The sequence below is a fragment of the Nostoc parmelioides FACHB-3921 genome, assembly GCF_014696625.1.
GTDB lineage: Bacteria > Cyanobacteriota > Cyanobacteriia > Cyanobacteriales > Nostocaceae > Trichormus > Trichormus parmelioides.
Genome location: NZ_JACJQL010000015.1, coordinates 57,014 through 83,262, shown reverse-complemented (window position 1 = coordinate 83,262; position 26,249 = coordinate 57,014). Strand labels below are relative to the sequence as shown.

Here is a 26,249-nt window from a genome sequence, read left to right as displayed (position 1 = left end):
CGGTTGACCTAATCACAAAAGTGTTTGGTTTTTTTATTGCTGCAACAGATAACATTCCGAATACTAATAGTTATGAGATAAAAAATAAAATTGATAATTCCTCAGGACGAAGATGGGAAGATAGAAGTTTCCATGTGTGGGGATTGGGAATGGGTGCTGGGGATTGGGGAGTAATAAATCGAATATCTCCCCTAAACCCCTACTTTAAGAACTTACATCCCCACTATCTTGGGCAGTAGATACAACAGATGATGATGTTTCTATCGCTAATTGTTTCCCTGGGAAAGCATCTAAAATCAATGGTGCTGAATCGTTTATCCCATCGTCTGAGTCTGGAAAAACGAACCTTAATAAAGGGGGGGCGAGAAAGGTTGTCAGGATAACCATCATGATGATTGCTGCCCCTAACGGTTTAGAGAGTGCGCCACTGGCTGCACCGACACCAGCAAATACTAACCCTACCTCACCTCTGGGAATCATCCCCACGCCAATTGCTAGGCGGTTGATGGGGGATTGACCAAAGACGCTAAAGCCTGTGATTACTTTACCGAAGATAGCGACCATGATCAGGAAACTTGCCATAATTAACCCTTCCCGATTGCTGGGGATGGCTGGGTTGAGTACACCTAAATCGGTTTTCGCGCCTACGGTCACAAAGAAAATCGGCACTAACATATCAGCTATGGGGCAAACTTGCCGTTGTAGCTCTTTGCGCTTGTCTGTTTCTTCTAGAACTAGACCTGCGGCAAAAGCGCCAAGAATGGCTTCTAAATGGATGATGGCAGCAAGATATGCCATGACAAAAGCGAAGATGAAAGCTGGGATTACTAGTTCACCTCGTGTTTTGAGCATATCAGCGATCGCCACAAAGGTTTTATTGAAAATATTCCCCAATGCGATCGCACCCAAAAGAAAGCCACTAGCACTAATAATCAGATAGATGACTTGACCTACATCTACTGTGCCTTCTTTAGCAAGGCTGGCAACCACAGCTAAAACAATAATCCCCAGTACATCATCAATTACAGCCGCACCTAAAATGATCTGTCCTTCTTTGGAGTTGAGCTTTCCTAATTCTGAGAGTACCTTAGATGTAATCCCGATGCTGGTAGCCGTTAAAGCTGCCCCAGCAAAGATTGCAGGTACAGCATCGATGCCAAACAAGGTCATCAAGCCTATAGTCCCGGCGGCAAATGGGACTGTAACCCCCACCACTGCGACTACTAGAGCTTGAATACCAACCGCCATTAAGTCTTTTAAGTTTGACTCTAAGCCAATTTCAAATAGTAGAATGATCACACCCAGTTCTGCTAATACAGAAATCACCTCTGACTGCGCTGTAAATACGGCTGGTGTGGCTTCTGGACTTAAACCAGCCGTAGTTTGGAGGAAGGCCATAATCATAGAACTGGAACCGTCTGCACCACCTCCAGGGAACACCAACAGGTGCAGAACAGAAACACCGACTACTACACCACCTACAAGTTCGCCTAAGACAGGTGGTAAACCCACTCGGTTGGATAATTCGCCACCAACTTTGCTAGCTAGGTAAACTACCACTAAACTCAGCAAGACTGCGGCGACAACCATCGAACTGTCTGCGGCTTCAGTTGTGCTGGCCAGCAGAGGAAAAGCGAAGTTGATTGCATTGAAAAACTGCATTTGTTACGCGCTGTTACGTGAACATCCTTCTATTCCATTTTTACTCTTTTAGGGAAAATACACTTCGTGCAGGCGCAATAAATGCTGTTTGGAGGATGAATTTGCGTAAAATCGTAGTAAATTGGGGAAAATTTTTAACGCAGAGGATGTGGAGGTAAGCGCTGAGGTACGCGGAGAAATTTGTGCGAAATTAATCGGATTTTTTATTGGATACCTATCTATGAGGACAATTGAATAAGTTTGGTCTAAGTTTTTAGTTTCAAAAAATGTAACCGTTTTAACTTTTGACTGTGGCAGTGTCAAAGTAGGAACATACAAATCGTATCGACTAACTGCATAAGGTAAGCTCATGCGGGTCTAAATTGCATAACTACTAATAAGGGCTGTTGACTGTTAACAGTTAACGGTCAACTGTCAACAGCCTTGACGATGAATTATGCAGCTTAAAAGCAGAATAGCTTATAACAGTACAAAGTTCTAAGTGGAGAGACTTTTACTGGGAACTTAGTGCTAAATTGATCCGGTTTAAAGATATCTGCATATATTTATGAGGAGTGTAAATCATGGTTAGAGCCGCTTTATTTGGTTCTCAGTTGCGTGCTGGAAAATTTTGGCAAAGTTTACCGTTAGTGTTGTTAGTTTTTGTCAGCTTTGTGCAGCCTGGATTAGCACAAGAAAAAGAAAGAATGTGGCGTACTTTGACTGTCAGTGGTCGTGGTGTGGAATCCATTCCTACCACTTTGTCGGAAGTTAGTTTAGGGGTGGAAATTCAAGGTAAAACCGCTCAGGAAGTGCAGCAGGAAGCAGCACGGAGGTCATCGGCTGTGGTTGCTTTACTGAAAAGCCGAAATGTGGAGAAGTTACAAACAACTGGTATTCGTCTCAACCCGGTTTATAGCTATAACAATAATGTGCAGAGAATTACTGGATATGCTGCTAGTAATACTGTGAGTTTTCGTATTAATACTGAGAAAGCCGGGACAATATTAGATGAAGCTGTCAAAGCTGGTGCGACTCAAATCAATGGTATCAGTTTTGTGGCTACTGATGAGGCGATCGCAGCTGCTAGGCAACAAGCCTTAAAGGAAGCGACCCAAGACGCACAACAGCAAGCCAGTGCGGTGTTTAGTAGCCTCGGTTTTCAAGCTAAAGAAGTAGTAAGTATTCAAGTTGGTGGTGCAACTGCGCCTCCACCACCCATATTGTACCGAGCCGAGGCTGCCAAACTTAGTAGTGCAGATGCTTCGACTCCTGTAATTGGTGGCGAACAACAGGTTGAAGCCTCAGTCACGTTGCAAATTAGTTATTAGTTATTAGTCATTAGTCCATAGTCCGAAAACCTTATTTTTAGCTTTCAAATATTGACTGTGGACTTTTGACCATTGACTGTTGACTATTGACCTTAAAAATTCTCTGGTGCGAAGTCGCCACCACCACCGTCTCTATCTTGTTTGGAACCTAGCAATTCTAGTTGATCTACTCTAATTACTGGTGTAGATCGATTAACTCCAGTTTGGCGATCGCTCCATGTGTCAAACTTTAAGGAACCTTTGACTCCTATTAAACTACCTTTGCGGACATAATTACCCGCGACTTCTGCTGTTTTATCCCACAATTCCAAGGTGAACCAGTCGGGTTTATCATTGTTTCGAGTTCTGCGATTGACGGCTAGAGTTAATCGACACTTCACACTCCCAGACTCAAAATATTTAATGTCTGGGTCAGTGCCTACGCGACCTACTAGGGTGACAATGTTAATGCTCATCTGCTTTACCCTTTAGTACATAAGTACTTATTTATTTTGACTTTAATCATAACTAATTGTGACCCGATTGAAAATGTGTTAGAAACTTAGCAATAAATTTACAGTATAAAAATATGCAAAATTACTTGACAAAATTGAAAAACTATACGGGTATACTGAATTAGTCAGAGAATATCAATACCGTGGATGTTTGAGACTGAGGAAAAATGGCCGAAAGTTATCGACATATAGCCTATTTGGCTAGACTCAGGCTCAAAATCGTAATAAAATCCAGCACGATTTGCATTAACAGTTGTAGTCTATAAAATGTCAGAAATAGGGGGCGTAGAGACGCGTGGGGCTTTTTAGGAACTTTCGCTCATCGTGGGATATGGGTATCGACCTCGGTACAGCAAATACCCTCGTTTATGTGTCTGGTAAAGGTATTGTACTGCAAGAACCTTCTGTAGTAGCTATTGATCAAAATGAAAAGGTAGCTTTGGCAGTTGGAGAAGAAGCTAAAAAAATGCTCGGTCGGACACCGGGAAATGTGATTGCCCTGCGACCTTTGCGCGATGGGGTGATTGCTGACTTTGATACGGCTGAACTCATGCTGAAAAGCTTTATTCAAAGGGTCAATGATGGTAGGTCATTAATAAAACCTCGGATTGTCATTGGTATTCCCAGTGGTGTCACGGGGGTGGAAAGACGAGCTGTGATGGATGCGGCGGTTCAAGCCGGCGCTAGGCCAGATGAAGTATATCTAATTGATGAGCCAGTAGCAGCTGCGATCGGTGCGGGATTACCCGTTGCGGAACCCACTGGTAACATGATTATCGATATTGGTGGGGGAACTACTGAAGTTGCTGTGTTGAGTCTGCAAGGTACTGTAATTAGCGAATCAGTACGTATTGCTGGGGATGAATTAACAGAGTCCATCATCATGTATATGAAGAAAGTTCATAACCTAGTGATTGGAGAACGTACTGCCGAGGATATTAAAATTCGTATGGGTTCCGCCTATCCTACCCATGATGATGACGATGTGATGATGGAAGTCCGAGGTTTACACCTGCTATCAGGTTTACCAAGAACTGTCACTATTAAAAGGCCAGAAATTCGTGAGAGTATGCTGGAACCATTATCTGTGATCGTGGAAGCGGTGAAGCGGACATTAGAACGTACACCTCCTGAGCTGGCTGCCGACATTATTGATCGAGGTATCATGCTGGCTGGTGGTGGTGCTTTACTCAAAGGTATTGATACCCTAATTAGCCACGAAACAGGAATTGTCACTCACATCGCGGCTGATCCTCTCAGCTGTGTTGTACTGGGAACAGGTCGTGTGTTAGAAAACTTCAAACAGCTAGAAAGAGTTTTTAGTGGACGTTCTCGAAATATGTAGCGAAAAAAATATTTAGATATTGGGTTCTATTTGGCTGTGATTTGGGTTTTATATAAATAGAATCCAGTATCTTCTCAATCAAAGAATAGGTATAAATGGTTACTGTACGTCGTTGGTGGGATCGCAAAGCCTTACAAGTTGGTTTATTAGGGTTAGCAGTTGGCAGTGCTTGGGTGTTGCGTCAGACTCAAGGCGGGTTTTTAGTGGAAGCATACCAAGTAATCACCCGTCCTTTGCAAATGTTGCAGACAGGCCCAAGCCTAGAGGAACGTCAGGAAGAACGTCTCAAGAAAGCTCAATTCTTGGAGATGCAAACACGCATTACCGAATTAGAAAGTCAAAACAAAAAACTCACAGATTTGTTAGGTTACGTTCAAAACGAACCACTAACATCACGTCCAGTACCGGCAAGGGTGATAGGACGCAGTGCCGACCATTGGTGGCAACAAGTAACTATTAATCGCGGTGCTAATGCTGGGATTAAAGCAGGTTATATTGTCAAAGCTGAGGGGGGATTAGTTGGTCTCGTGGACAGTGTTACACCTAACACCAGCCGTATATTGTTAATTAGTGACCTCAAAAGTCAAGTAGGTGTGACTATCAGCCGGACTTCAGCCAAAGGTGTTCTGCGGGGGGATTCTTCTTCGGAGGCTGTGTTGGAATTTTACGAAAAAGTGCCAAATGTGAAAGTGGGAGATTTAGTTTCTACGTCCACCTATAGCCAAAGATTCCCTTCTGGTTTGGCAGTGGGCAGAATTAAATCACTGGACTTAAAGAAATTACCAGCATCAATCGCCAAAATTGAACTTTTTCCAGCGCTCAGTTCATTAGATTGGGTGGCTGTATATCCCAAGGTGACAAGCCCAGATTTGGAAAATCAACAATCCAATAACTCACAGCAACAAAAGTCCAACTAGATTTTCTGGAAATCTCTCAAAACAATGAAGACACCTTCATTTAATGGTAAATCAAAATCGCCGGCGCGAAGATTCAGCGTCCGGCGTATGCCTTTGTCGCGTTGGCATCCGGGTTTACTTCACCTATTTGATTGGGGAGTAACGATTGGTTCGGTATTGTTATGTTTGTTATTATTGCCAACCCGCTTACCAGGTATGGAATTATTGGGGATTGGCCCTAATTGGCTGTTAATTTGGGTGGTAGCTTGGAGTGTCAAGCGTTCAGTATGGGCGGGAACTTTTGCTGGTATTGTGTTAGGGCTGCTGCAAGATGCTATTACATCCCCTCATCCGTCCCATGCCATCACTTTAGGGTTAGTAGGCTTTTTGACTGGATTATTACAAAAGCAGCGTTTTATCCAAGAAGATTTTATTTCTATTGCCTTAATTGTCTTTGGGATGGCAATTTTGGCAGAAACGTTTTTTGCACTGTTGTTGACTTTAGCAGGCGATCGCCAAACAGAATACATTTGGGCATATTATCAACGTGTCACCTTAGCTTCTGCTATTCTCAGCAGTCTTTGGGCCCCTGTGCTGTATTATCCACTCAATAGTTGGTGGCAAAGAATGAAGATGTTGGAAAGTTAGTAGTTAAGCTAATGGGCGGGTAAATTGTATAACTACTAATCAGGGCTGTTAACTATTGACAGTCAACGGTCAACAGTTAACAGTTAACAGCCCCTAAAGCAGGCTTAATTTATCCATTGCACGATTTGCTCCTGTTCAGTATCTACAAAAATGAATTTTTTACTGCATCCTGATACAGGTCTTTGGTAGGCATAGGAGAAGGCGCAGATAAACAACCCGCGAAGGGATATTACTGTTTAAATATCACCATAAAAGCATTATAAAGTGCAGAATATTTACAGTAATTCCCAAAGTTATGGATAAATTTCCAGTGATCGCTCAAGCAGGTGCATCCCAACCCAACAACATTCAGCAACACGAATCCTCAATACAGCCATCAGCGCCACAGAGGGTAGGAAATGATTTTGATGTCCGTATGATGCAACGGTGTTTAGAACTGGCGCGTCGAGCTTTAGGACGTACTTCGCCTAACCCGTTAGTAGGGGCAGTTGTTGTGAAAGACGGGGAAATTGTGGGTGAAGGGTTTCATCCCCGTGCAGGTGAGCCTCATGCAGAAGTTTTTGCTCTCAGGGCAGCAGGAGAACTGGCTCGTGGTGCTACTGTATACGTTAATTTGGAACCTTGTAATCATTACGGACGTACCCCCCCTTGTTCGGAAGCATTGATTGCTGCTGGTGTAGCGAAGGTGGTGGTGGGTATGGTTGACCCGAATCCACTGGTAGGTGGTGGTGGGATTGAACGGTTACGCGGGGCTGGGGTGGAGGTGTTGGTGGGTGTGGAAATGGCAGCCTGTCAGCAATTGAATGAAGGCTTTGTGCATCGGATTGTTCACAAAAAACCTTTGGGTATTTTGAAATATGCCATGACATTGGATGGCAAGATAGCCACTACCTCTGGTCACAGTGCTTGGGTGACAAATCCATCAGCTCGTGGCGAAGTTCATCAATTGCGGGCTGCTTGTGATGCGGTAATTGTTGGTGGGAATACGGTACGACGAGATAATCCTTACTTAACGAGTCACCAAGAAGGGGTACATAATCCTTTGCGGGTGGTGATGAGTCGTCAGCTAGATTTGCCAGTGGATGCTCATCTTTGGGAAACAGCCGAGGCTCCAACTTTAGTATTGACTCAAGTAGGTGCTAACCCAGATTTCCAAAAACTTTTGCAGCAAAAGGGAGTGGAGATAGTAGAATTAGCATCGCTGACACCAAAAACTGTTATGTCTCACTTATACGATCGCGGTTTTTGTAGCGTGTTGTGGGAGTGTGGTGGGACTTTGGCTGCTAGTGCGATCGCTCAAGGTGCTGTACAGAAAATTCTGGCCTTTATCGCTCCTAAAATCATTGGTGGTAGCCATGCACCTACGCCTGTGGGTGACTTGGGCTTTGATACCATGACAGAGGCTCTAATTCTAGAACGAGTGCGTTGGCGTGTGGTGGGTTCTGATTGCTTAGTAGAAGGTTATTTGCCCTCACTAAACCCATAAATGGTAGTTCATAGCCAATAGCGATCGCCATTGACTATGGACTAATTTATCGTGGAATTAGAACTATGAATATTGGCGCTCATAAGCAAGATCGCGTATTAGTGCTAGCCGAGATTGAATATAGTCAACCAAGAAATCAGTTTCGTTGGGTTCTAACAACGCTTGTGTTGTTGTCTGGTGTACCAACCATTGCACCAAGCTAGCATCGTCCATCTGCAAGAGGGTCTTCGTTTGCGAGTTTTCAACTACAGACCAAAGCTGACGCAGAATTTTAGGAGTCATCAGACCTCAATTTAATCATGAGCTTAGTTACTTTCACATTACACAATTACAGCAGTAGATCACGACATTAACCTACAAGCTGAGACAAGTATTATTAAAAACTTCACATAGCGATTTATAACTTGATTAAGTTTAAGAATTGACTTGCTATATGTCAGGCTTTACATAAGTTAATTTTTTCTAAATATTTTAGTCTAGTAATTAATACTCACAATTAACCGATGAGTGCCTAGAAAATACTAATTATAAAATTTTGTTAAATCATTTAATAGTTAATCAATGAATTTTAACGAATTAGATATTAATGTATATGGTATTTTGCATCTGAAGAGATATTATCATAATTAGGGATATTATCTACTATTAAAAATAACTCGCAAATAAATAATAGAGTGCATTACGAGTCATAATGCACTTTCATAAACAATTTAATTTTAGTCTTCGTATTCTACCCAACTATTAGGTGTTTCCGAAACGTGAACTTTTAGTTGTACATCTGGTGGTACTCGTTTTTTCGTTTCATCATAGATATACTTAGCAATCATCTCAGCAGTTGTTTCATACTCAGGAGGCATCGCTTCATTTAAAATACCGTGATCAAGCCCTCCTTTTGTCACATCTTGTTTAGCCCAACGTAAGGTGCGGAAATCAGCTACCATTACAGGATGCGGACAATATTGAGAAGAATGTAGTTGTGTTGATGTTGCTTCAATGCGGACTTGATAATTATGTCCGTGCATCCGCCCACAAGGGCCATTGTAATCTTTAATGTAGTGAGCGCTATTAAATGAAAATTCTGTTACTACCTTCCATTTTGGCATTTTAAGATTACCTCGTAGCCAATTTTGATATAAATGCTCATGTCACCCGATTTAATTAGTGACTACAAGCAGGTATTTACAAGTATTGCTTATATATAGATTAAACAACCAACTGAGCAATTGGGCTGTTTATGATTACAAAGTCTTCAAGAAATTATGGATACTTCAAATTACTACCTAGACAAACCAGATGGTAAGCAATTAACTTCATACTTTTTCTTGCAATGCCCAAGCTAAAAAACGCTCGGTGTGGTAGAGGGCTAACTGATTACTTGCTCCATTGAATATATAGTCAAAAGCGTGTTCTGCCCAAGGAATTTCTAATAAAATCGCCTTATTACCACTATTTTGCAAAGACTGAAACAAAGTTCTAGGGAAAATGATTTGGATGATGTGATCACGACCACCATGAATTAACAAAGTCGGTGGCAGTGGACGGTTAACATAATTAATTGGGGAAGCTTTAATATACTGGTCTGGGACTTGGTCTGGTGTACCACCTAAAAAAGCTTCAAGTACTGATCTTACATTTAAGGGGTCTGGTGTAGGTGGTTCTCGATAACCTTTTGCTAGGTTAGATGGAGCATAATAACTAACGACTGCACGAATGGGTAAAGCGTTTTGCTGATAAGCAGTTAACATTGCTAACTGTCCACCGGCGGAACGTCCAAGTATGGCGATACGGTTAATATCTGTTTCATACTCGGTGGCGCGTTGCTGGATAAAAGTTAAGGCGCTGCGGACATCATTAAGTTGGGCTGGAAATTTGTAAGCGGGTGCATAGCGGTAAGTAATGGCAAAGACTGTATAGCCTCTAGCGGCTATATATCGACTGAAATCGGCGTTACTTTCCGGACTCCCACTTTGCCAACCTCCGCCGTGAATGACGACGATTCCGGGGTATTTGCCAACTTGGGGAGGACGGTAGATGTTGAGACGCAACGATATTCCATCGGGTGATGCAAATTCGATGTTAGGTGTGTAACGTACATCATCTATGTGAATACCTTTAAACACATCTATGATATTAAAAGGATGCGATCGCCCAAAATATTTTTGTTCTAGAATTGGTTTGAGGTAGTCTTTACCTAATTGTTTCTCCATTGCTAACTGCATCTGCTGTTGCGTAGTTGGTATTTGCAGTAGTGGCGTTATACTGAGAATAATTCCAACTACACTAATACTTAAAGCAACGTATTGTAGTAGGTTACCAGGTAATCTAAACAGTAAGAAGGCAAAAGCCGTAGCATTGAACAACAGTAACCAATGACAGACTTCTGGCGCTCCCACCCCTAGAGGCAGTAAAGGGTAAATGGGTGCTGGAATTATAATCCAGATGCTCAAGAAAAGACCAATAAAACTCAAAAGTATCCCCACAATGGAGAAGACTTCTTTGATAGACGGGAGCAGATTTGGCATTATTTTCTCATTGTGTAATACCGTTGCTTGATGTAGCTTGTCTGGCGTAGCCATAGATACAATTTATTCTGTACTGTAGAAACGTTCCATGCAACGTCTCTACATCATTTATTTGGCGTAGCTTCATATTAATTTGGTATAAATGTTTCATTGTCAAGGGGAGTAAAATCACGAACAATAATTCTTTTATTGATATAGCCAACTAATGTGCAGTTTCTTCCAGGATATATATCACTCAAAGAATTGAAGTGTAACCAACGTTTTTCTGGTTGTAATTTAATTGCAACTCGGCGCGGGTATCCAAATTGATCATCATAGGTAGCATCTACTCCTATCGTTCCATCACAAGCACATCCATTCGGCCCACATTCTTTTCCTGTTGCCAGAAGTTCAATTTCCTTGAACATCTCTGTAATAGTTAATGGAGGTATAGTCGTACAAGTGTTTTTCTTGATAGCAACTACTGTTTCATTCTTAATCTCCACTTCTTGCTGACATTTATTGGGAGATAAATAATTAATAGTAATTTTGTAATGTAAAATTCCCTGTTTAAGCCAGTTTTTTTGTGCTACTGCTAATTGCTTTTTTGCAGCATTTTTGAAAATGAATTGATTGCTTAGATAGGCAATACTACTGATTGTTAATATAGAAATTATAATTATTCCTTCTAAGGATGAGCGCTTATTCATAGATATTTTGACTTATATTGATTGTTTATTACATCAATCTATACAAAAGCAGAGAAGGTGTTTTCGGATATTTTAAACTTGTTGAGTTAATTCTAAATAAATATGTTCTAGTCGCACTGGCTGGCGAGAAATTGCATCAATATTTATGCCTTCAAAACGAGAAATTATTTCTTTTAATTCCAATGATTCAGGTAGCCAAAAAGCTAATTCTCTATCATAGTACCTATGGGTAAAACCATAGATTTGAGCGCGAGCGATCGCCTCTTTTTCTTGTGGAGTTTTCAATAATAAAACCTCTTGTGCTGGAATTAAATTACGTAACTCAGTTAAGCTACCTTCTACTAAAATTCGTCCGTTTTTAAGGATGCCAATTTTTGCACATAAGCGTTCTGCTTCATCTAATAAATGAGTGGTGAGTAAAACTGTAATTCCCTGAGATTTCAGTTGTCGAATCAATTCCCAAATTTCGTAACGTGCTTCGATATCTAAACCTGTAGTTGGTTCATCAAGAATTACCAGTTTTGGCTGGTGTACCAATGCTACAGCAATATTTAATCGCCGTTGCATCCCACCACTCAAAGTTTCTACCGGACTTTTTGCTCTATCTGATAAGTTAACAGCAGCTAAAATTTCTTTAATTTGTTTCTGAATATTTTTTTTACTTAAGCCATAAATTTCTGCAAAGAATTGGAGATTTTCTTCGCAAGTCAAAGTTTTATATAAAAGATTTTCTTGAGGGGCAATACCAATTAATTTTTTGGTTGATTCAGAAATAACCTGATTATTGAGTTGAATATTGCCGCTATCAGCTTTCAGTAAATTACAAATAATATTAATTGTTGTGGTTTTACCAGAGCCATTTGCACCTAGTAAACCATAAATTTCACCGTTAATAACATTGAGAGTTAAATCTTGAAGAACGTGACGATCGCCATAGGATTTATTTAAATTATGAATTTTTAACATCTTTCACTCAATTACAATCTTCTCTCTACAATTAACATTCGTTGATAAGATAACCAGCCACCAATAATCATTACTATAGCGAATGCTAATAAAAAAACAATGTGTGAGGTTATTTTATCAACTGATTCTCCTTTTGAAGATACAGAAACCAAAGCTTCATTCATGTGATAAATGGGATTATATTTAGCTATATTGATCAAGGTTTTAGGAAACAATGCAGTCGGTAAAAATGCTCCACCGAGAATTAATAGAGGAACGCCAAAAGCTGCTACCAAAGAATTGACATCTTCAATCCGCCTAGCTAATTGTGTACCGAGAATAAAACCTAAACCAACGTAAGCAGCAATACTCAGAAAAATAATGGTCAATCCTAATAAAATTGAACCTTTAAAAGTTGCGCCCCAAAAAGCAGCGACCGCATAAATTAATAAAGCCTGACCAATACCAATGCAACTATGCGCCAGAAAAATCCCCAAAAAATAAGATAAACCACTCAAGGGAGACAGAAAAAGACGTTTGAGGGTTTGTTGTTCTCTTTCCGCTACTACAGTAGAAACAGTACCGCCCAAGCAACTAAAGAACAGTGCAGCACCGACTAAAGTTGAAGGTGCAGCATAAGAAAAAGCATCAGCTAGCGGCAGTTCCGCTCGTTCTGCTAATATAAAACCGCTCAAAGTTAGTACCGAAATCGGGAAGATACTCCAAAAAATCAAACTGCGTCTACGGCGTAACAGTTCAATTAAAATACGTTTGGTAACTGCGATGGTTTCACGCCAATATTTCATCGTTGGGGACAAGAAAGTAAAAAGTAAAAAGTAAAAAGGTAAAAGATTTTTTCTTTTGCCTTAGATTGGGGATTGGAGGAAGTAGTAAGAAAAATAATGATATTTGACCAATCGCTTATTGACTATTGACTATTTAAAATTTTTGTCCAGTTGTGATTTCAAATCTGACTTCTCCTTGGTCACTAACTCCCAAATCACCACGAAATAAGCCAAAAGGAGAGTTCAAGCGGACTCCTAAGCCATAGCCAAAGCCGCTTCCGGGTTTGTTTCTGACTACACCTGGTTCCCCGATGACTGTTTTACCAGAACCAAAATCTGAGGCGAAATCGGTAAATACAACTCCACCAATTGACTCCACAATGGGAAAACGATATTCCACAGAAGCTAAACCATAACTGCGACCACTGGCGAGTTTTCCTGAACCATAACCACGTACCGAATTTAACCCGCCTAGATTAAACGCATCAGCCGGGGGAAATTCTCCAAAAATTGTGCCAAGTTGCAAATTTACAGCCACCATCTCCGGATTATCTGTCAGATTCTGATTTCCTATCCAGGTGACTGGTAGATATTGAATATAGTTTCCTTGGAGACGGTTACTAAAAATATTCCCTAGTCCCAAGGGGATTGCTTGTTCAGTGCTAAGGGTGAGAATTGAACCTTGAGTAGGATTGAGGCGATGATCTCGTAAATCTCTCGTTACAGCCAAGGATAATGTAAATAGGTCATCAATGCCCTTACCACTCGCCGAAAGCGGATTACCTAAGCCATCAGTCCGAACAACGTTGTAATCTTTATCACGAAGACTAATCCTGGTGTAGTTAAGACCTAACGCCGCATCCCATTCATCAAAAGAACGGAGTAAAGCCACAGAACCACCAAATCTACCTTCTCTGGTTCTGTTACCATTGGCTAGCCTTATCTGATCATCAAAGGTACGGGATATTTGGCGATCGCGGAAAGCTGTTACACTATAACCCAGCCGTTCTGGTTCTCCTGGACGATAAGGACTCGTAAATCGGCTATGAAATTGGATATCTTTACCGCTAACTTGCACAGTTGTTGCCAGTTGGTCATTTAAACCGCTAATGTTGGCATCTTTATAAGTTACCCGACCAGACAAGCCAATATCATCGTTATTGCCTATACCATAATTCCAACTAGGAAAGCGGCGTTCTTTAACATCATAAATAATGTTTACCCCAAAGGGATTTTCTTCTCGGTAAGCCCTAACATAAGTGAATGACTCTAGTTTTCGCAATCTTCGTAAATCTGCTTGTAGAGCTTCTTCACGGAATATTTGACCAGGCTTGAGTTTTAAAAGACCCAAAATAAAATCTTTTTGGGTGCGTCCTATAATCGGTTTTCCCTGCTCATCTACAGACTGATTATTGTCGTCGATAAAGCGAATTTGCACATCCTGAACAATTGTTTGGGAAAATCCACCCGTTTCCGGAACACCTATATAATCGCCATATTTGGCGTATCCATCAATAACCGTTCCGTCAGACAAATCTTTCGTCTCGACTGGAAAATTCGCCAGTACTGGCTGATGTTCCCGACTCACGAATAGCCCCACCACCAAAATCACAACTATTGGAACACGCATATTGGCAACCAATTAGTGTTATCAATTTTGCCTTATTTAGTGAGTGTAAGCAACTCTTGGATGATGTAGAGGGCAGTTACGCGATCGCCTATTGTGTGGCGTAAATTAACCTGAGTCTCCAACGGAAGCGAAGTTGGAGACTCAGATTAACTTAATTTTGCGTGTAATCAGCGCATCTGACCGAATCAGAAAAGGATACTGGACGCTGTTTACGAAAATATTTCTTGATGTGTGCTTTCCAAATATAGGCAGGACTTAGCAAGCTACCAATAAATAGTTCCAGTTCACAGGCTGCAATCAAATCACTTTTGACCCTACTGCGATATTTGTATAGGTGCAGAAAAAGTTTACGTAGGTCATTAAAAATATATAACCAAAATAAAACAGGAGCTTGCCAAGGTTTAACACTCAACATCCGCGTGTGATAACGGCTCAATCCAATACCACGACATAAATCAACAAGATAATCTTTTTTTAACCGCCAATAAGGTATTTGGTGAGTTATTTGCATTTCTGGGTTATACCAAATGTCCCATCCAGCTTGTTGAATGTGTAACAGTGCTTCTAAATCTTCCCCTGGTAAATAGGGTTCACAAACTCTACCTTGTAGAAAACATCTTTCTGGCACATTTTCTAACCAAGCTTGTTTTCGCACAACTAACCCGGCTCCAGGGGGAAGTACCTTTTTTTTCGGTTCATAGAGAAGCTTTTTCGAGCCTCGTTCTGTTAATGCGAGTAGAGCTGCGATGCGTTGGAAATTAGCTGGAGGAGGAACTTCAAACTCACCTTGAATACGGCTACCATAAGCACCTGCATGAGGATGATTTTGAGCAAATAAATAGGCACTAGCAACCCATGTGGGAGAGGGAATATTATCGTCATCTAAAAAGCCAATTAACTCCCCTCTGGCTGCTGTAACAGCGTGTTGACGAGCGATCGCCAATCCTTGTTCTGGCTCAAAACTATATCGCAATTGTCCTGATTGAAAGCAAGTATTTTGATACTGCTGGACTACTTGTTTGGTATTGTCTGTACTGTTGTTATCAACTACAAGTATTTCCCACGGAATCGCCTCTGTATCTATTTGATTTTGCAGTTGATCGAGTACATTAGGCAATCTTGTTGCACCGTTATAAGTGCATATCACCACGGTGAATTTGATAATCATATTTCTTTAAAATTGTATGAGATAAAGAGAATCAATTAATGCTTGGGTCAGATGCACCTAAAGTTTTTAGTGTTTTTAGCTTTTCTATGTAGCGATGCGATTTGATTAGTGAAAAAATCTCAGTATCTGTAGTGTGGGCATAACCCAACGCCACTCAGTACGGCTCGGTTAAGGGATTTCTTGGTTAAGGCAGGCAGGGGAAGAGAAAAATTATGAAAATAACCTCCTTTCCTTCCCTGCCTCCTCTGCTTCAAGAGCTTATCCGAACCGTATTGCAACGCCACTTGCGTGAATGTTGGGAAACCTGTCCAACACAATGCCTCCCCTACGTATATTTCAGCAATCAAATATCGAACCTATATACAGTATAAGTAAGTACACTTATTTAAATATAAAAAATCGATGTATTTTCCGTGAAAAAACGTAAATATAGTATTTTCTGCGGAATATTAGAACTACGCATTTACTTGATTGATCCAGCAGATATGTATTTATTTATGACCGTATCCAGAGATATTAGGATATCAAGCTGAGAAAAAACAAAGCTTTTAAGTCTGTCAACAGTCAACAGTCAACAGCTACACTTAAGTATTTTTGGTTAATAAGTAATCTGACTTTTCGCGGTATGTGAAAAAGTCAGATACAATAAGGTTCTAGTCAATATTCAGTGTTTAATAACAAAAGTTACAGCCCATTAAACTCAGACAAATTAGCTGTCACTAGGCCAATTATCCAAATTTTCATGAGTAGCGAAATCCAACTCAGCCTCTTTAACGAAGAATCAAACCTTAATCAACAAGATTTGATTCCCACGGATGGCAAAATTCCCATTCCACCCGGAACATATAACAATATGGCCGAGTTGGCACAACATTGTAATCAGTGCCAGCGTTGTGAATTGGGTAGCACCCGTACTCATGCTGTGGTCGGCAGAGGCAACCTCAAAGCACCTATTATGGTCGTAGGAGAAGCACCTGGTCAAAATGAAGACGAAACAGGTCTGCCTTTTGTGGGTAGATCAGGGCAGTTGTTAGATAAAATCTTAGCATCAGTGGATTTAACTACTGAGCATGATGTTTATATTGCTAACATTAATAAGTGCCGACCGCCTGAGAATCGAGTTCCCACACCTAATGAAATGGCGGCTTGTTTACCATATTTATTAGAACAAATACGCCTTGTTAACCCCAAAATCATTTTGCTTACAGGTGCAACCGCCGTCAAAGGCCTGACTGGTGATAAACGCGGCATTACCAAGATTCGTGGCCAGTGGCTAGAGTGGGAAGGGCATTTATGTATGCCCATTTTCCACCCCTCTTATTTATTGCGTAACCCTTCTAAGGAGCAAGGTAGTCCTAAATGGTTAATGTGGCAAGATATACGAGCAGTCCGCGCTAAGTACGATGAAATACGGGAAAGCAATTGAATTAAAAAGCTTTCTTCGTGTTCGGCTAATTACTGACGATATGATTGCTTTGCTTGGTAGTAGGTAATTGTTTTTTACTATTATTTATTACCAATCCCTACATACACTATTTGAGCGATCGCCCTTGTTCACATAATTTGCTGTTACGGTCAGCTTCCACACTGGGATTGGATACTGGGGATTAGGGAATTTTAAAGTCCTCTAAGGTGAGATAAAGTCTCCTCAATCCCTCTTTGACAGGAAGAGGATCTGAAATATCTTTGAATCGCAATGAAAAATCAAACTTATACTTATTCAGCTTCTTCTACCACGCAATTGCTCATTGTCTTGATCAATGTCTAATTCCTCACGACGAAGAGTTTCTTCGGCTTCAACTGTATCCTGCTCTGTTACTTTCTTAACTTTCACTTCCTCACGCAAAACCGCTTCCTTGTGAATATCAGGAGTTTCTTCATAAATACCCATCCGAGTTACTTCTCCTTCACGGAAGTCAGCCTCAGCAGGAGACACAGTTCTAGCACCCGCTTCTGGAGTAGTGCGTTCAATCACTACACGTTCTTTTTCCACTGGGACAGAAACTCTTGCTGTTTCACTTTCTACGTGCTTACCAATAGCTACTTCTCCAGTCTTCACACGAGATTTATTGGCAACTAAACGTTCTTCATATAGTCTGAGGTTTTGGTGATCCCTCTCGTTCATCTGGTAACTGAACTCGGTGTGGTATTTGGTTTAGTTGCTGCTGCATCAGTAGTTAAATTTAAACCTCTATTTAAAGCAACAATAGCTTCAACTTTAGAAACAGGTTGATTCGGGCGAAAATAACCATCAGGATAACCCGTCATAAATCCTTGTTGATAGGCATCTTCAATGGGACGAACAGCCCAATGGTTAGCAGGAATATCTTGATATACAGCACCACTTTCTATTTGACGAATTGGTGCCTGATCAAAAGCTTGGCGAATAATAGCTGCAAACTCATCTCGATTTACTGGCTGTTTTGGTCGAAATGTCCCATCAGGATATCCAGCAACAATATTTCTTGCAGTTAAACCCTGAATAAATGGTTGCGCCCAGTAACTAGATGGAACGTCACTAAAGGTAGTTTCAGGGGAAGATTGGGCATAGCTTTCTAATGCTCCAACTGCAATAACTGTCAAATTTAAAGTTAGTAAAGATATCCCTGCTGATGCTAACTGCATTAACCAAGTCATTGTATATACCTCCTATTATTTTTCATTCTATTTCTCTACTAATTCAATAGTAATCAATCAAAAATAGACTTTTTATGAACTCATACTTATCACAAACTATATTCCTGCTTGAGTGTGAAAATAATTTATTTCTTTAGGCATATTCTTTATTCATAAATAATGAATTATTGAAATAACGAATTGTAGTGAATTTCCATTAAGGATCAAAATATTTAAATATTTATAAATATCTCTGTAAATTCCTATTTTTAATCTAATTATCTTAAATTTCTCTTTCATCTTCTGGCGATAACCAAATGTTTTTATCAGAAAATATTTCTTTGGGTAGTAGAGTTATTACCTGAAAAAGCAAGATGGTTAGCTGTAGGAGGTGAAAATGCGTCAACTTATTATCCAAGTACCACAAGGCAACGGACAAGCGGTTATCGACATTGCTAAATTTCATAACGGCACAAATCTGGCACAATTTACAGCGAACGCTGACGAACCAATTGATGTGGTAATTGCTCACATTTCTAATCGAGAAGTTGGGAAAGTTATAGAAGAATTGCAAGACTTACCCAAAGTACATATCACACTCATCCCAACTGGTGTGATGGCTCTACAACCACCTGCATCGGAAGCACCCCAACAAGTTGTGGATGTCGAGGAACGTAGTCCCATTGAGATTTTGCTTTCCGGTTTGCAAAGTGTTGGCTCTTGGCAAGGCTTTCTTGGTTATGCTGCACTCGCAGGCTTTGTAGTTTGGATTGGATTATATACAAATACAACTTACTTGCTAGTAGCGGCGATGCTGATTGCGCCATTTGCAGGCCCGGCAATGAATACAGCGATCGCTACTGCTTGGGGCGATCGCTCACTCTTAGGGCGGAGTATTTTACGATATTTTGCAGCTTTAACCGTCACGATTTTTACTACTTGGTTACTTAGCCTAATATTACGGCAAGAAATTCCCACGAGTTTAATGCTAGACAATAACCAAGTTTCAGCCGTGGCAGTAATTTTACCACTTGCAGCCGGAGCAGCAGGGGCGCTTAACTTGGTACAGTCAGAACGCAGTAGTTTAGTATCTGGTGCGGCTACAGGAATGTTAGTTGCGGCTTCCTTAGCCCCACCTGCGGGAATTATCGGTATGGCCAGTGCAATTGGCAGGTGGGATATGGTAATTTCTGCGGTGTTTTTGCTGTTCTTGCAACTATGCGGCATCAATTTATCGGCTGCTCTCTTGTTCCGTATGTTTGGGCTGTCTGCTCAAGGAACTCGCTATCAGCGCGGTAAAAAACAAGTATTCTTTTTTGCATTGGTGATTACTGTTGTCGCCTTGGCAGGGTTGCTGACTTGGCAGTTTATCAATTCTCCCAATCTCCAACGTTCTAGCCTTGCCCAAAGAGCCAATGCTGAACTTCAACAGACTATAGAACAAGTGGGTTTAGCAAAATTGGTCGAGTCGAATGTGCGCTTTACACGCGCCAACATTACGGGACAGGATACCCTGCTATGTGTGATTTATGTCCAGCGTCAACCTGAAGTTACAGCATCTAATGCAGAAATTAGCGATCGCCTTACCCAAGCAATTCAAACTCATTTATTAAAACAAGATTTTAAAGTCACACCTTTAGTTGATGTCAACGTGCTGGAAACCCCTCTGAGAAATACAGGGGTATAGGGGAAGAAGGTTACAGGTTACAGGTGACAGAGAAAAGCAGGGGAGCAGAGGAGGATAGCTAACAACTAATGACTATGTTTTCAGAAAGACAAGCCCTAGACAAAGAACGCAGCGAAGTTTTGCAACAGTTGGAGGATTGGCTAGAAACGCCAATGTTGGTGCTGGGCTTTGCGTGGCTAGCACTATTCATTATTGAGATTATCTGGGGGTTAAATCCTTTACTGCAAGCCGTTAGTATTACTATTTGGGTTATTTTTATTTTAGATTTTTTACTGAAATTAGCGATCGCTCCTCATAGACCTTCCTATATCAAAAGCAATTGGCTAACAGTTATTTCTCTGTTTTTGCCAGCGCTGCGGACTTTTCGGATTGTACGAGTTATCAAAATATTACGCACAGCACGGGCTGTAAGAGGACTACAACTATTGCGAGTTATGACCCGTGCTAACCGAGGAATGCGGGTTTTGGCAGCCAGTGTGAGCCGTCGAGGCTTTGGTTATGTTGTGGCGTTAACCATGATTGTTACTTTATTAGGAGCAGCAGGGATGTATGCGTTTGAGAACGAAGTGCCTGTGAAATCAGGGTTACACAATTATGGCACTGCTTTATGGTGGACAGCAATGCTCATGACTACAATGGGTTCCGAATATTGGCCGAAAACCCCTGAAGGTCGGGTGCTGTGTTTTTTCTTAGCGTTGTATGCCTTTGCTGTGTTTGGCTATGTGACTGCAACTCTAGCGACATTCTTTATTGACCGTGATGCTGATGATGATGAAGCCGAATTAGCCGGAGCAAAATCTATCCAACTGCTTCAAAGCGAAATCGCAGCATTAAGAGAGGAAATTCAACAATTATTGCATCGAAGTTCAAATTAATAGACCAAAACCCTTATACCCCTACACCCCTATACCCTTACACCCTCTCACAGCAAAAAGTCTCTTTGTATAAATCCTGATCTAATTGAGTGAGGAAAGTTCATGAATGCAGAAATTTCGACAGCGTGGGACAAGGTTCAAAGCATGATCAACGGTTTCATTGCTTTGTTACCCAACATTGTCTTAGCGTTGATTGTCTTTCTAATATTTTTGTTTATTGCTAGCAGAATTAAGGCACTAGTCAAGCGATTAACTCGCAATCGTCGTTCTGCACGGAATCTGGGATTAGTGTTAGGAAGGTTAGCGCAAGGTGTAACAATTTTGATTGGGTTGTTTATCGCTCTTTCCATTGTGATTCCTACATTTAGAGCAGGTGATTTGGTGCAACTGTTGGGAATTAGCGGTGTTGCCATTGGTTTTGCCTTCCGCGATATTCTGCAAAACTTCCTCTCTGGGATTTTAATTCTGCTAACTGAACCTTTTCAAATTGATGACCAAATTGTATTTAAAGGTTTTGAGGGAACTGTAGAGAATATCGAGACACGGGCAACGACAATTAGAACTTATGACGGTCGGCGGATTGTTATTCCTAACTCTGAGTTATTTACTAATTCGGTAACTGTCAACACTGCTTTTGATAACCGCCGCTTAGAATACGATGTTGGTATTGGCTATGGCGATGACATTGACCTAGCCAAACAATTGATGTTAGATGCACTGTATAGCATAGATGAAGTTTTAAAAGATCCGGCTCCTGATGTACTGGCGATGGAACTTGCTGAAAGTACCGTCAACATTCGTGTGCGTTGGTGGATCAAACCACCACGTAGGGCAGATGATTTATCTTCGCGGGATAAGGTAATCTCTGCAATTAAGAAAACGCTTGTTGCTAATGGCATTGATTTACCCTTCCCAACACAACAAATTTTATTTCACGACCAAACCGAAGAGACAGATGGCGATCGCTCCCGTCAACGTGAAGGCTGGCCAGGCGGTAAAACTGAAGTACCAAAGCCTCGTCGTGTCAGTGATTCGCTCAGGTTACTTGCTCAAGCGCGCTCCTCACAAGATGGCAACGGCAAAGTAGATTCTTAACCCAACGAACAATGAAAAACGTCAAGATTAGCAAACTGTGGGATCAACTCCACTCTAGTTATTGGTTCATACCAGCAGTTATGGCGGTATTAGCTACTGCTTTAGCTTTCACCATGCTGAATCTTGACCGTACAGACAATGTAGAAATTAATTATTGGTGGGTTTACACTGGTGGAGCTGATGGAGCGCGATCGCTCCTAGAAGCTGTAGCAGGTTCAATGGTGAGTGTTGCTGCTACAGCCTTTTCAATTACTATCGTGGCACTGCAATTGGCTGCTTCTAACTTTGGCCCACGAATTCTGCGTAATTTTATGCAGGATACAGGAAATCAAGTTGTACTTGGCACATTTATTAGTACTTTCATCTACTGCTTATTTGTACTCAGAACAATTCGAGGCGAAGGAGATGGATACAGCCAATTTGTGCCACAACTGGCGGTAACAGTCGGTATTCTGCTGGCAATAATTAGTATTGGTATTTTGATTTATTTTATTCATCACGCTTCTACAATCATTCAAGCATCTCATGTAATTCAAAATGTGAGTGCAGATTTACATTCAGCAATTAAGCGACTATTTCCCGAAAAAATAGGGCGTGGTGAACCAGAAGATAGCCTTGGAGTTGCAGAAATTCCTCCGCCTTTTGGGAAAGAAGCTATACCGATTCGAGCTAATAAAACTGGTTATTTACAAGCAATCGATAACGAAGAATTAATGAAAATTGCTTGTCAATATAATTTGCTCATACATTTGCAAATTCGTCCAGGAAAGTTTGTAGTTCAAGGTAGTGATTTAGTTTTGATTTTCCCTGGACAAAAACCGCATTTAAAATTTACTAAAAAAATCAATAATGCCTTTATTTTCGGTAAAGAACGTACAGAGCAACAGGACGTAGAATTTCCCATCAATCAGTTAGTAGAGATTGCCCTACGCGCACTCTCTCCTGGGGTGAATGATCCATTTACCGCCATTCGCTGCATTGAACAATTAGGTGCAGGTTTCTGTCATCTTGTGCAAAGAAAGTTTCCTTTACCTTATCGCTACGATCATAATCAACTACGCGTCATTGCTGAAGGTGTAGAGTTTCCCGAATTAATGGACACAGCTTTTAACCAAATTCGCCATTATGGACGGTCTGATGTTGCAGTCACTATGAAGTTGTTGGAAGCTATAGCTGCAATTGCTACCTACACCAACAATTCCCAATATCAAGCAATTCTGCAACATCATGCTGACATGATTTTACAAGATAGCCGTGAGGGTCTATCGCAAGAACAAGACCACAAAGATGTAGCAGAAAGATATCTCCAAGTTATTAGAAAGTTAGAAAATGATAGTGATATTAAAAATTGGAAATCGTAAAGTTATTTTTGGGTAAGTATATATGCAAAGTTTAAATTGGAAAGGTTATCGAGTTATCGCCTGGATAGGACAAGCTCTCCTCGCAATATTTGTGATAGTCGCAGCAGTTCAAGGTAAGTGGTTAAATGCTTTGGGTCTAGGATTTTTCCTAGTAGCATCTTTTGTGTTTGTGGTGCAGGATGATAAATTACCCACCTTGTTTGATTTTTTATTTGTCTTGGCTGCATTGCTAAATGCTACTGGTTGGGTATGGGGTTTATTTGGTAAACCAGGGCCTTATGACGAGATTGTCCATGCTTATACAACTTTTGCAATTACTTTAGCTCTCAGTTTTTTCGTTTACAGTTCAATGTTGAATCTATTTCGGAATCATACACTTTTGTATCTGGTAACAATTACCAGTTTTGGCATTGCTATTGGTGCTTTATGGGAAATTGCAGAATGGTCTGCGGGGAAAGTTCTTAGCACTCAAGTAATTGAAAGTTTAGATGACACAATTATTGATTTAGTGATGGACTCTCTTGGGGCTGCATTAGCTGCTTTAACTAGCCTTTGGGCATTGAGACAGTGGACAAATCGTAATATAGAGGTAAATAATTTACTGCCCCTTCGGGGCGGGAGTAGGGAGTAGGGAGTAGGGAGTAGGGGAAGAAATTAGCCTCGAAAAAGGTTTAAAGCCGGACTTGCGTCCCGCTACGCTAACGCCCCTTGTGGGCGATAAAATCCTTGTATTGCAAGGTAGGTTGAAACCCCGCCCCTCTCTGCGAGACGCTACGCGAACGTGGGCGGCTTAGTTTCCCTACTCCCCAATCCCTACTCCCTACTCCCTTTCATAACATGAGGCACACATTTAAACTCCCTAATCTTCAAGCAATTTAAAATAAACCTGTTCAAGCAAGATATCAGAAATGTTGAAAGCTGATCGGTTCAAAATACGTTTATCCGTCCATCATTCAGTATATAGAGAGAGCGATGACCTTCGGTCGGTCGGAGACCATTGCCTGGGAAACGCCAAGTAGGGTGAAATTCTACACGTAGAGTGCCAAAGTTTGGTTTAGAAACAACAGCTTGTAATGGCGCTCCTGTTTCATCCCAAAAAACCAGAGAAAGATTTGGTTGGGAATCTTCCTGTTGGGGGAATTGCAGTTTTTGTTGAGGTTGTAGGCGAATGGGAGGCGCGCCCTGGACTCTTTCCAGTTCGACTAAATTTGATGTCTGATTGATAATTTCTAAGCGAATCCGTTGCCCTGGTATAAACTGTAAGGGTCGTGAGCCACATTTAGAAGCACAAGTTCCGGCTAATGTGGTGCTGGGATGGTCTATCGATAGCACTAAAATAGTAGCTGCAACCAAGGCACAAGGCAGTTTATTAAACATACTATCCAGCATAAAGAATTTTGGGAGGCGATCGCCGAGTCAATTTAAGAAACTTTCGGCATTCAGCGACAATACTTATGCAAAATAGTAACCTGGCGGAGTGCTATCTAACCTCAGCAAATATCCAGAATTTACTTAAATCATCTCAAACTCTAATTGATGACTTTTGAGAAAATTATGGGTGAAATGATCCACCACATTAGTATCAGCAAGTTCTAAATTATAAAAATCTACAACCTCATGGTCAAAATATGGCCCGGCGTGCCAAGTCCCCTGATTTAATTTAATAAAACAATTTCCTGGAATGCGGAAAGCCGCAATCTCTTCTAACCTCGGTATATCTACATCATTATCAGGAGGACAAACCGCAATTAACCAGTCCTTACCTTCTAGAGAACCTAAACATTGAGTGCATTGGAGATGGCGAGTAATTTTATGAAACCTCCGACCCCGTTTTTGCAGTTGCATAATATAAAAGCGGGGTGTACCATTCTGCAAATTTAATTGTGCGTCTTCGGCATCAAAAGCTTTACCATCTGAACTAGGAAAAATTACTTGTCCATAACGCCGGAAATTTTCTGATGTTATCCACTCTGCTGTTAATTTTTGGACTGTTTGTGATGTATTCATAGAATATTCGTGGTAATTGGTAATGGTGGGAATATGAGTTAAGTCTTCTGATGTAGCCTGCACTAACGAAGAAAAAATTCAGCTAGGCATTGTCCACTACAATCATGGTAAGGGAGATTGAACGACTAATTTATGTAGGCTTAATTAATTCTTTACTCATTTTGACAACAGGAACTATTACTCCTTTATTCAATTGATGAGGGGCTTTTTGTATAGTGTTAAATCCTAGACGTAAATAAAATCCTTCAGCATAAAGACTAGCAGTTGTGATAACTTTATCAACTTTTTGCTGAGTAGCTTGATGGAAAAAATGCTCGACTAAGGCTCTGCCATTTCCTCTACCTTGATAATGAGGATGTACATATAAGGCAATTAATTCATCAACAATATAACTAGTGAATCCGACAATATTATTGCCCTCAACTGCAACCCAGAATGTTTCTGATTTCATCCTTTTGAGAATATGAGAACCATCTGGTTTAGACAGATGATTACGCCAAGCTAACAATTCTTGGCGGGTGTAAAAAGTTGTAGGTAGAGCTTTGATAGCAGCAATATGAACTGCACTCAGTACCCACGCATCTTGTTTTTCAGCAGGTCTCAAAAATATTTCATTGGCATTCATACAGAAATTTTATAGTTGAGAGATTACTGCTGGGGTAAGGAGTTGTGTGATCTCATGTTCTAATGTCAGGATATCAAGTTTCTTGAGCCATGTTTCACTTTTGGTTAATTACATGGACAATTTGTCGCCTGGTTTCCGGTAAATTTTGACTAGCGGCTTGGACACATACCAAAACATCCGCAGGAGTGGTTGGAGAAGAACTAGCTACTATTAACGGGAGCTTGGGGATTGTATTTGATTTGTAGTTGAATGTCTTGAGCGATCGCCTCTCTAAATCTTTGACTGTAATGCGATTACAGTCAATGCCTGCCCGTTCTTTTACTACTTCCACGGAGTAGGAAGCAATGATAATTTTTTCTCATCTCTGCTCATCTGTCTACATGGCAAATTATCACAAAATTAG

The 26,249-nt window shown here is 40.9% G+C and carries 25 protein-coding genes and 1 pseudogene; 11 read left to right on the top strand and 15 right to left on the bottom strand.

Annotation, left to right across the window (positions count from 1 at the left end; all coding sequences use genetic code 11):
• Window positions 1-204: 204 nt before the first annotated feature.
• Window positions 205-1,662, bottom strand: a complete 1,458-nt coding sequence (locus H6G14_RS12830; protein ID WP_190567780.1) for a cation:proton antiporter — start codon at window positions 1,660-1,662, stop codon at window positions 205-207.
• Between the two features lie 563 nt (window positions 1,663-2,225).
• Here H6G14_RS12830 and H6G14_RS12825 point away from each other — a divergent pair.
• Window positions 2,226-2,972 (top strand): SIMPL domain-containing protein, encoded by a 747-nt coding sequence (locus H6G14_RS12825; RefSeq protein WP_190567779.1) that lies wholly within the window; start codon window positions 2,226-2,228, stop codon window positions 2,970-2,972.
• 92 nt (window positions 2,973-3,064) lie between these two features.
• Here the strand turns inward: H6G14_RS12825 and H6G14_RS12820 are convergent, their stop codons facing one another.
• Window positions 3,065-3,427 (bottom strand): single-stranded DNA-binding protein, encoded by a 363-nt coding sequence (locus tag H6G14_RS12820; protein WP_190567778.1) that lies wholly within the window; start codon window positions 3,425-3,427, stop codon window positions 3,065-3,067.
• 370 nt (window positions 3,428-3,797) lie between these two features.
• Here H6G14_RS12820 and H6G14_RS12815 point away from each other — a divergent pair, with 370 nt between their 5' ends.
• The 4 genes from H6G14_RS12815 (at window position 3,798) to ribD (ending at window position 7,841) form a co-directional block, all read left to right on the top strand.
• Window positions 3,798-4,811: a rod shape-determining protein gene (locus H6G14_RS12815; protein ID WP_190567777.1), complete on the top strand. Its 1,014-nt coding sequence runs from the start codon at window positions 3,798-3,800 to the stop codon at window positions 4,809-4,811.
• A gap of 95 nt (window positions 4,812-4,906) precedes the next feature.
• Complete coding sequence (gene mreC / locus H6G14_RS12810; RefSeq protein WP_190567776.1) at window positions 4,907-5,728, top strand: rod shape-determining protein MreC; 822 nt, start codon at window positions 4,907-4,909, stop codon at window positions 5,726-5,728.
• Window positions 5,729-5,752: 24 nt separating this feature from the next.
• On the top strand, window positions 5,753-6,355 hold the full coding sequence (mreD, locus tag H6G14_RS12805) for a rod shape-determining protein MreD (RefSeq protein WP_190567775.1): 603 nt from the start codon (window positions 5,753-5,755) through the stop codon (window positions 6,353-6,355).
• Between the two features lie 295 nt (window positions 6,356-6,650).
• The gene (gene ribD, locus H6G14_RS12800) at window positions 6,651-7,841 is read left to right on the top strand and encodes a bifunctional diaminohydroxyphosphoribosylaminopyrimidine deaminase/5-amino-6-(5-phosphoribosylamino)uracil reductase RibD (RefSeq protein WP_190567774.1); all 1,191 of its coding nucleotides are present in this window, start codon (window positions 6,651-6,653) and stop codon (window positions 7,839-7,841) included.
• A gap of 63 nt (window positions 7,842-7,904) precedes the next feature.
• Here ribD and H6G14_RS12795 read toward each other — a convergent pair whose 3' ends face one another.
• From H6G14_RS12795 to hpsE, 8 genes are all read right to left on the bottom strand, one after another.
• Window positions 7,905-8,123, bottom strand: coding sequence for a hypothetical protein (locus H6G14_RS12795; RefSeq protein ID WP_010994258.1), 219 nt, complete (start codon window positions 8,121-8,123; stop codon window positions 7,905-7,907).
• Between the two features lie 434 nt (window positions 8,124-8,557).
• Complete coding sequence (locus H6G14_RS12790) at window positions 8,558-8,944, bottom strand: 6-pyruvoyl trahydropterin synthase family protein (protein WP_190567773.1); 387 nt, start codon at window positions 8,942-8,944, stop codon at window positions 8,558-8,560.
• Window positions 8,945-9,151: 207 nt separating this feature from the next.
• Window positions 9,152-10,363 carry an alpha/beta hydrolase gene (locus H6G14_RS12785; protein WP_190567821.1) on the bottom strand — a complete coding sequence of 404 codons (1,212 nt, stop codon included), beginning with the start codon at window positions 10,361-10,363 and terminating at the stop codon, window positions 9,152-9,154.
• A gap of 128 nt (window positions 10,364-10,491) precedes the next feature.
• Window positions 10,492-11,052: a DUF6174 domain-containing protein gene (locus H6G14_RS12780; protein ID WP_190567772.1), complete on the bottom strand. Its 561-nt coding sequence runs from the start codon at window positions 11,050-11,052 to the stop codon at window positions 10,492-10,494.
• Between the two features lie 72 nt (window positions 11,053-11,124).
• A complete protein-coding gene (locus tag H6G14_RS12775; protein ID WP_190567771.1) occupies window positions 11,125-12,018 on the bottom strand; it encodes an ABC transporter ATP-binding protein in 894 nt (297 codons plus the stop codon).
• A gap of 11 nt (window positions 12,019-12,029) precedes the next feature.
• Window positions 12,030-12,803, bottom strand: coding sequence for an ABC transporter permease (locus tag H6G14_RS12770; protein WP_190567770.1), 774 nt, complete (start codon window positions 12,801-12,803; stop codon window positions 12,030-12,032).
• A 133-nt stretch (window positions 12,804-12,936) separates the two neighbouring features.
• Window positions 12,937-14,412, bottom strand: a complete 1,476-nt coding sequence (locus H6G14_RS12765) for a BamA/TamA family outer membrane protein (RefSeq protein ID WP_190567769.1) — start codon at window positions 14,410-14,412, stop codon at window positions 12,937-12,939.
• 151 nt (window positions 14,413-14,563) lie between these two features.
• Window positions 14,564-15,580: a hormogonium polysaccharide biosynthesis glycosyltransferase HpsE gene (gene hpsE, locus H6G14_RS12760; protein WP_190567768.1), complete on the bottom strand. Its 1,017-nt coding sequence runs from the start codon at window positions 15,578-15,580 to the stop codon at window positions 14,564-14,566.
• 742 nt (window positions 15,581-16,322) lie between these two features.
• Between hpsE and H6G14_RS12755 the strand changes: the two genes are divergently transcribed.
• Window positions 16,323-17,006: a uracil-DNA glycosylase gene (locus tag H6G14_RS12755; protein WP_190567767.1), complete on the top strand. Its 684-nt coding sequence runs from the start codon at window positions 16,323-16,325 to the stop codon at window positions 17,004-17,006.
• 321 nt (window positions 17,007-17,327) lie between these two features.
• Here H6G14_RS12755 and H6G14_RS33570 read toward each other — a convergent pair.
• Window positions 17,328-18,217, bottom strand: a pseudogene (locus H6G14_RS33570) (DUF2382 domain-containing protein); the annotation flags it as partial.
• A gap of 376 nt (window positions 18,218-18,593) precedes the next feature.
• Here H6G14_RS33570 and H6G14_RS12740 point away from each other — a divergent pair.
• From H6G14_RS12740 to H6G14_RS12720, 5 genes are all read left to right on the top strand, one after another.
• Window positions 18,594-19,883: a DUF389 domain-containing protein gene (locus H6G14_RS12740; protein ID WP_190567766.1), complete on the top strand. Its 1,290-nt coding sequence runs from the start codon at window positions 18,594-18,596 to the stop codon at window positions 19,881-19,883.
• Window positions 19,884-19,951: 68 nt separating this feature from the next.
• A complete protein-coding gene (locus tag H6G14_RS12735; RefSeq protein WP_190567765.1) occupies window positions 19,952-20,758 on the top strand; it encodes an ion transporter in 807 nt (268 codons plus the stop codon).
• Between the two features lie 102 nt (window positions 20,759-20,860).
• Window positions 20,861-21,853: a mechanosensitive ion channel family protein gene (locus H6G14_RS12730; protein WP_190567764.1), complete on the top strand. Its 993-nt coding sequence runs from the start codon at window positions 20,861-20,863 to the stop codon at window positions 21,851-21,853.
• Window positions 21,854-21,864: 11 nt separating this feature from the next.
• A complete protein-coding gene (locus H6G14_RS12725) occupies window positions 21,865-23,214 on the top strand; it encodes a DUF2254 domain-containing protein (RefSeq protein WP_190567763.1) in 1,350 nt (449 codons plus the stop codon).
• 22 nt (window positions 23,215-23,236) lie between these two features.
• A complete protein-coding gene (locus H6G14_RS12720; RefSeq protein WP_190567762.1) occupies window positions 23,237-23,845 on the top strand; it encodes a DUF2238 domain-containing protein in 609 nt (202 codons plus the stop codon).
• Window positions 23,846-24,141: 296 nt separating this feature from the next.
• On the opposite strand, the gene H6G14_RS12715 is transcribed toward H6G14_RS12720, so the two are convergent.
• From H6G14_RS12715 to H6G14_RS12700, 4 genes are all read right to left on the bottom strand, one after another.
• Complete coding sequence (locus tag H6G14_RS12715; RefSeq protein ID WP_190567761.1) at window positions 24,142-24,591, bottom strand: hypothetical protein; 450 nt, start codon at window positions 24,589-24,591, stop codon at window positions 24,142-24,144.
• 135 nt (window positions 24,592-24,726) lie between these two features.
• The gene (locus tag H6G14_RS12710) at window positions 24,727-25,221 is read right to left on the bottom strand and encodes an ureidoglycolate lyase (RefSeq protein ID WP_190567760.1); all 495 of its coding nucleotides are present in this window, start codon (window positions 25,219-25,221) and stop codon (window positions 24,727-24,729) included.
• A 130-nt stretch (window positions 25,222-25,351) separates the two neighbouring features.
• On the bottom strand, window positions 25,352-25,846 hold the full coding sequence (locus H6G14_RS12705) for a GNAT family N-acetyltransferase (protein ID WP_190567759.1): 495 nt from the start codon (window positions 25,844-25,846) through the stop codon (window positions 25,352-25,354).
• 94 nt (window positions 25,847-25,940) lie between these two features.
• On the bottom strand, window positions 25,941-26,177 hold the full coding sequence (locus H6G14_RS12700; RefSeq protein ID WP_190567758.1) for a hypothetical protein: 237 nt from the start codon (window positions 26,175-26,177) through the stop codon (window positions 25,941-25,943).
• Between the last annotated feature and the right edge of the window lie 72 nt (window positions 26,178-26,249).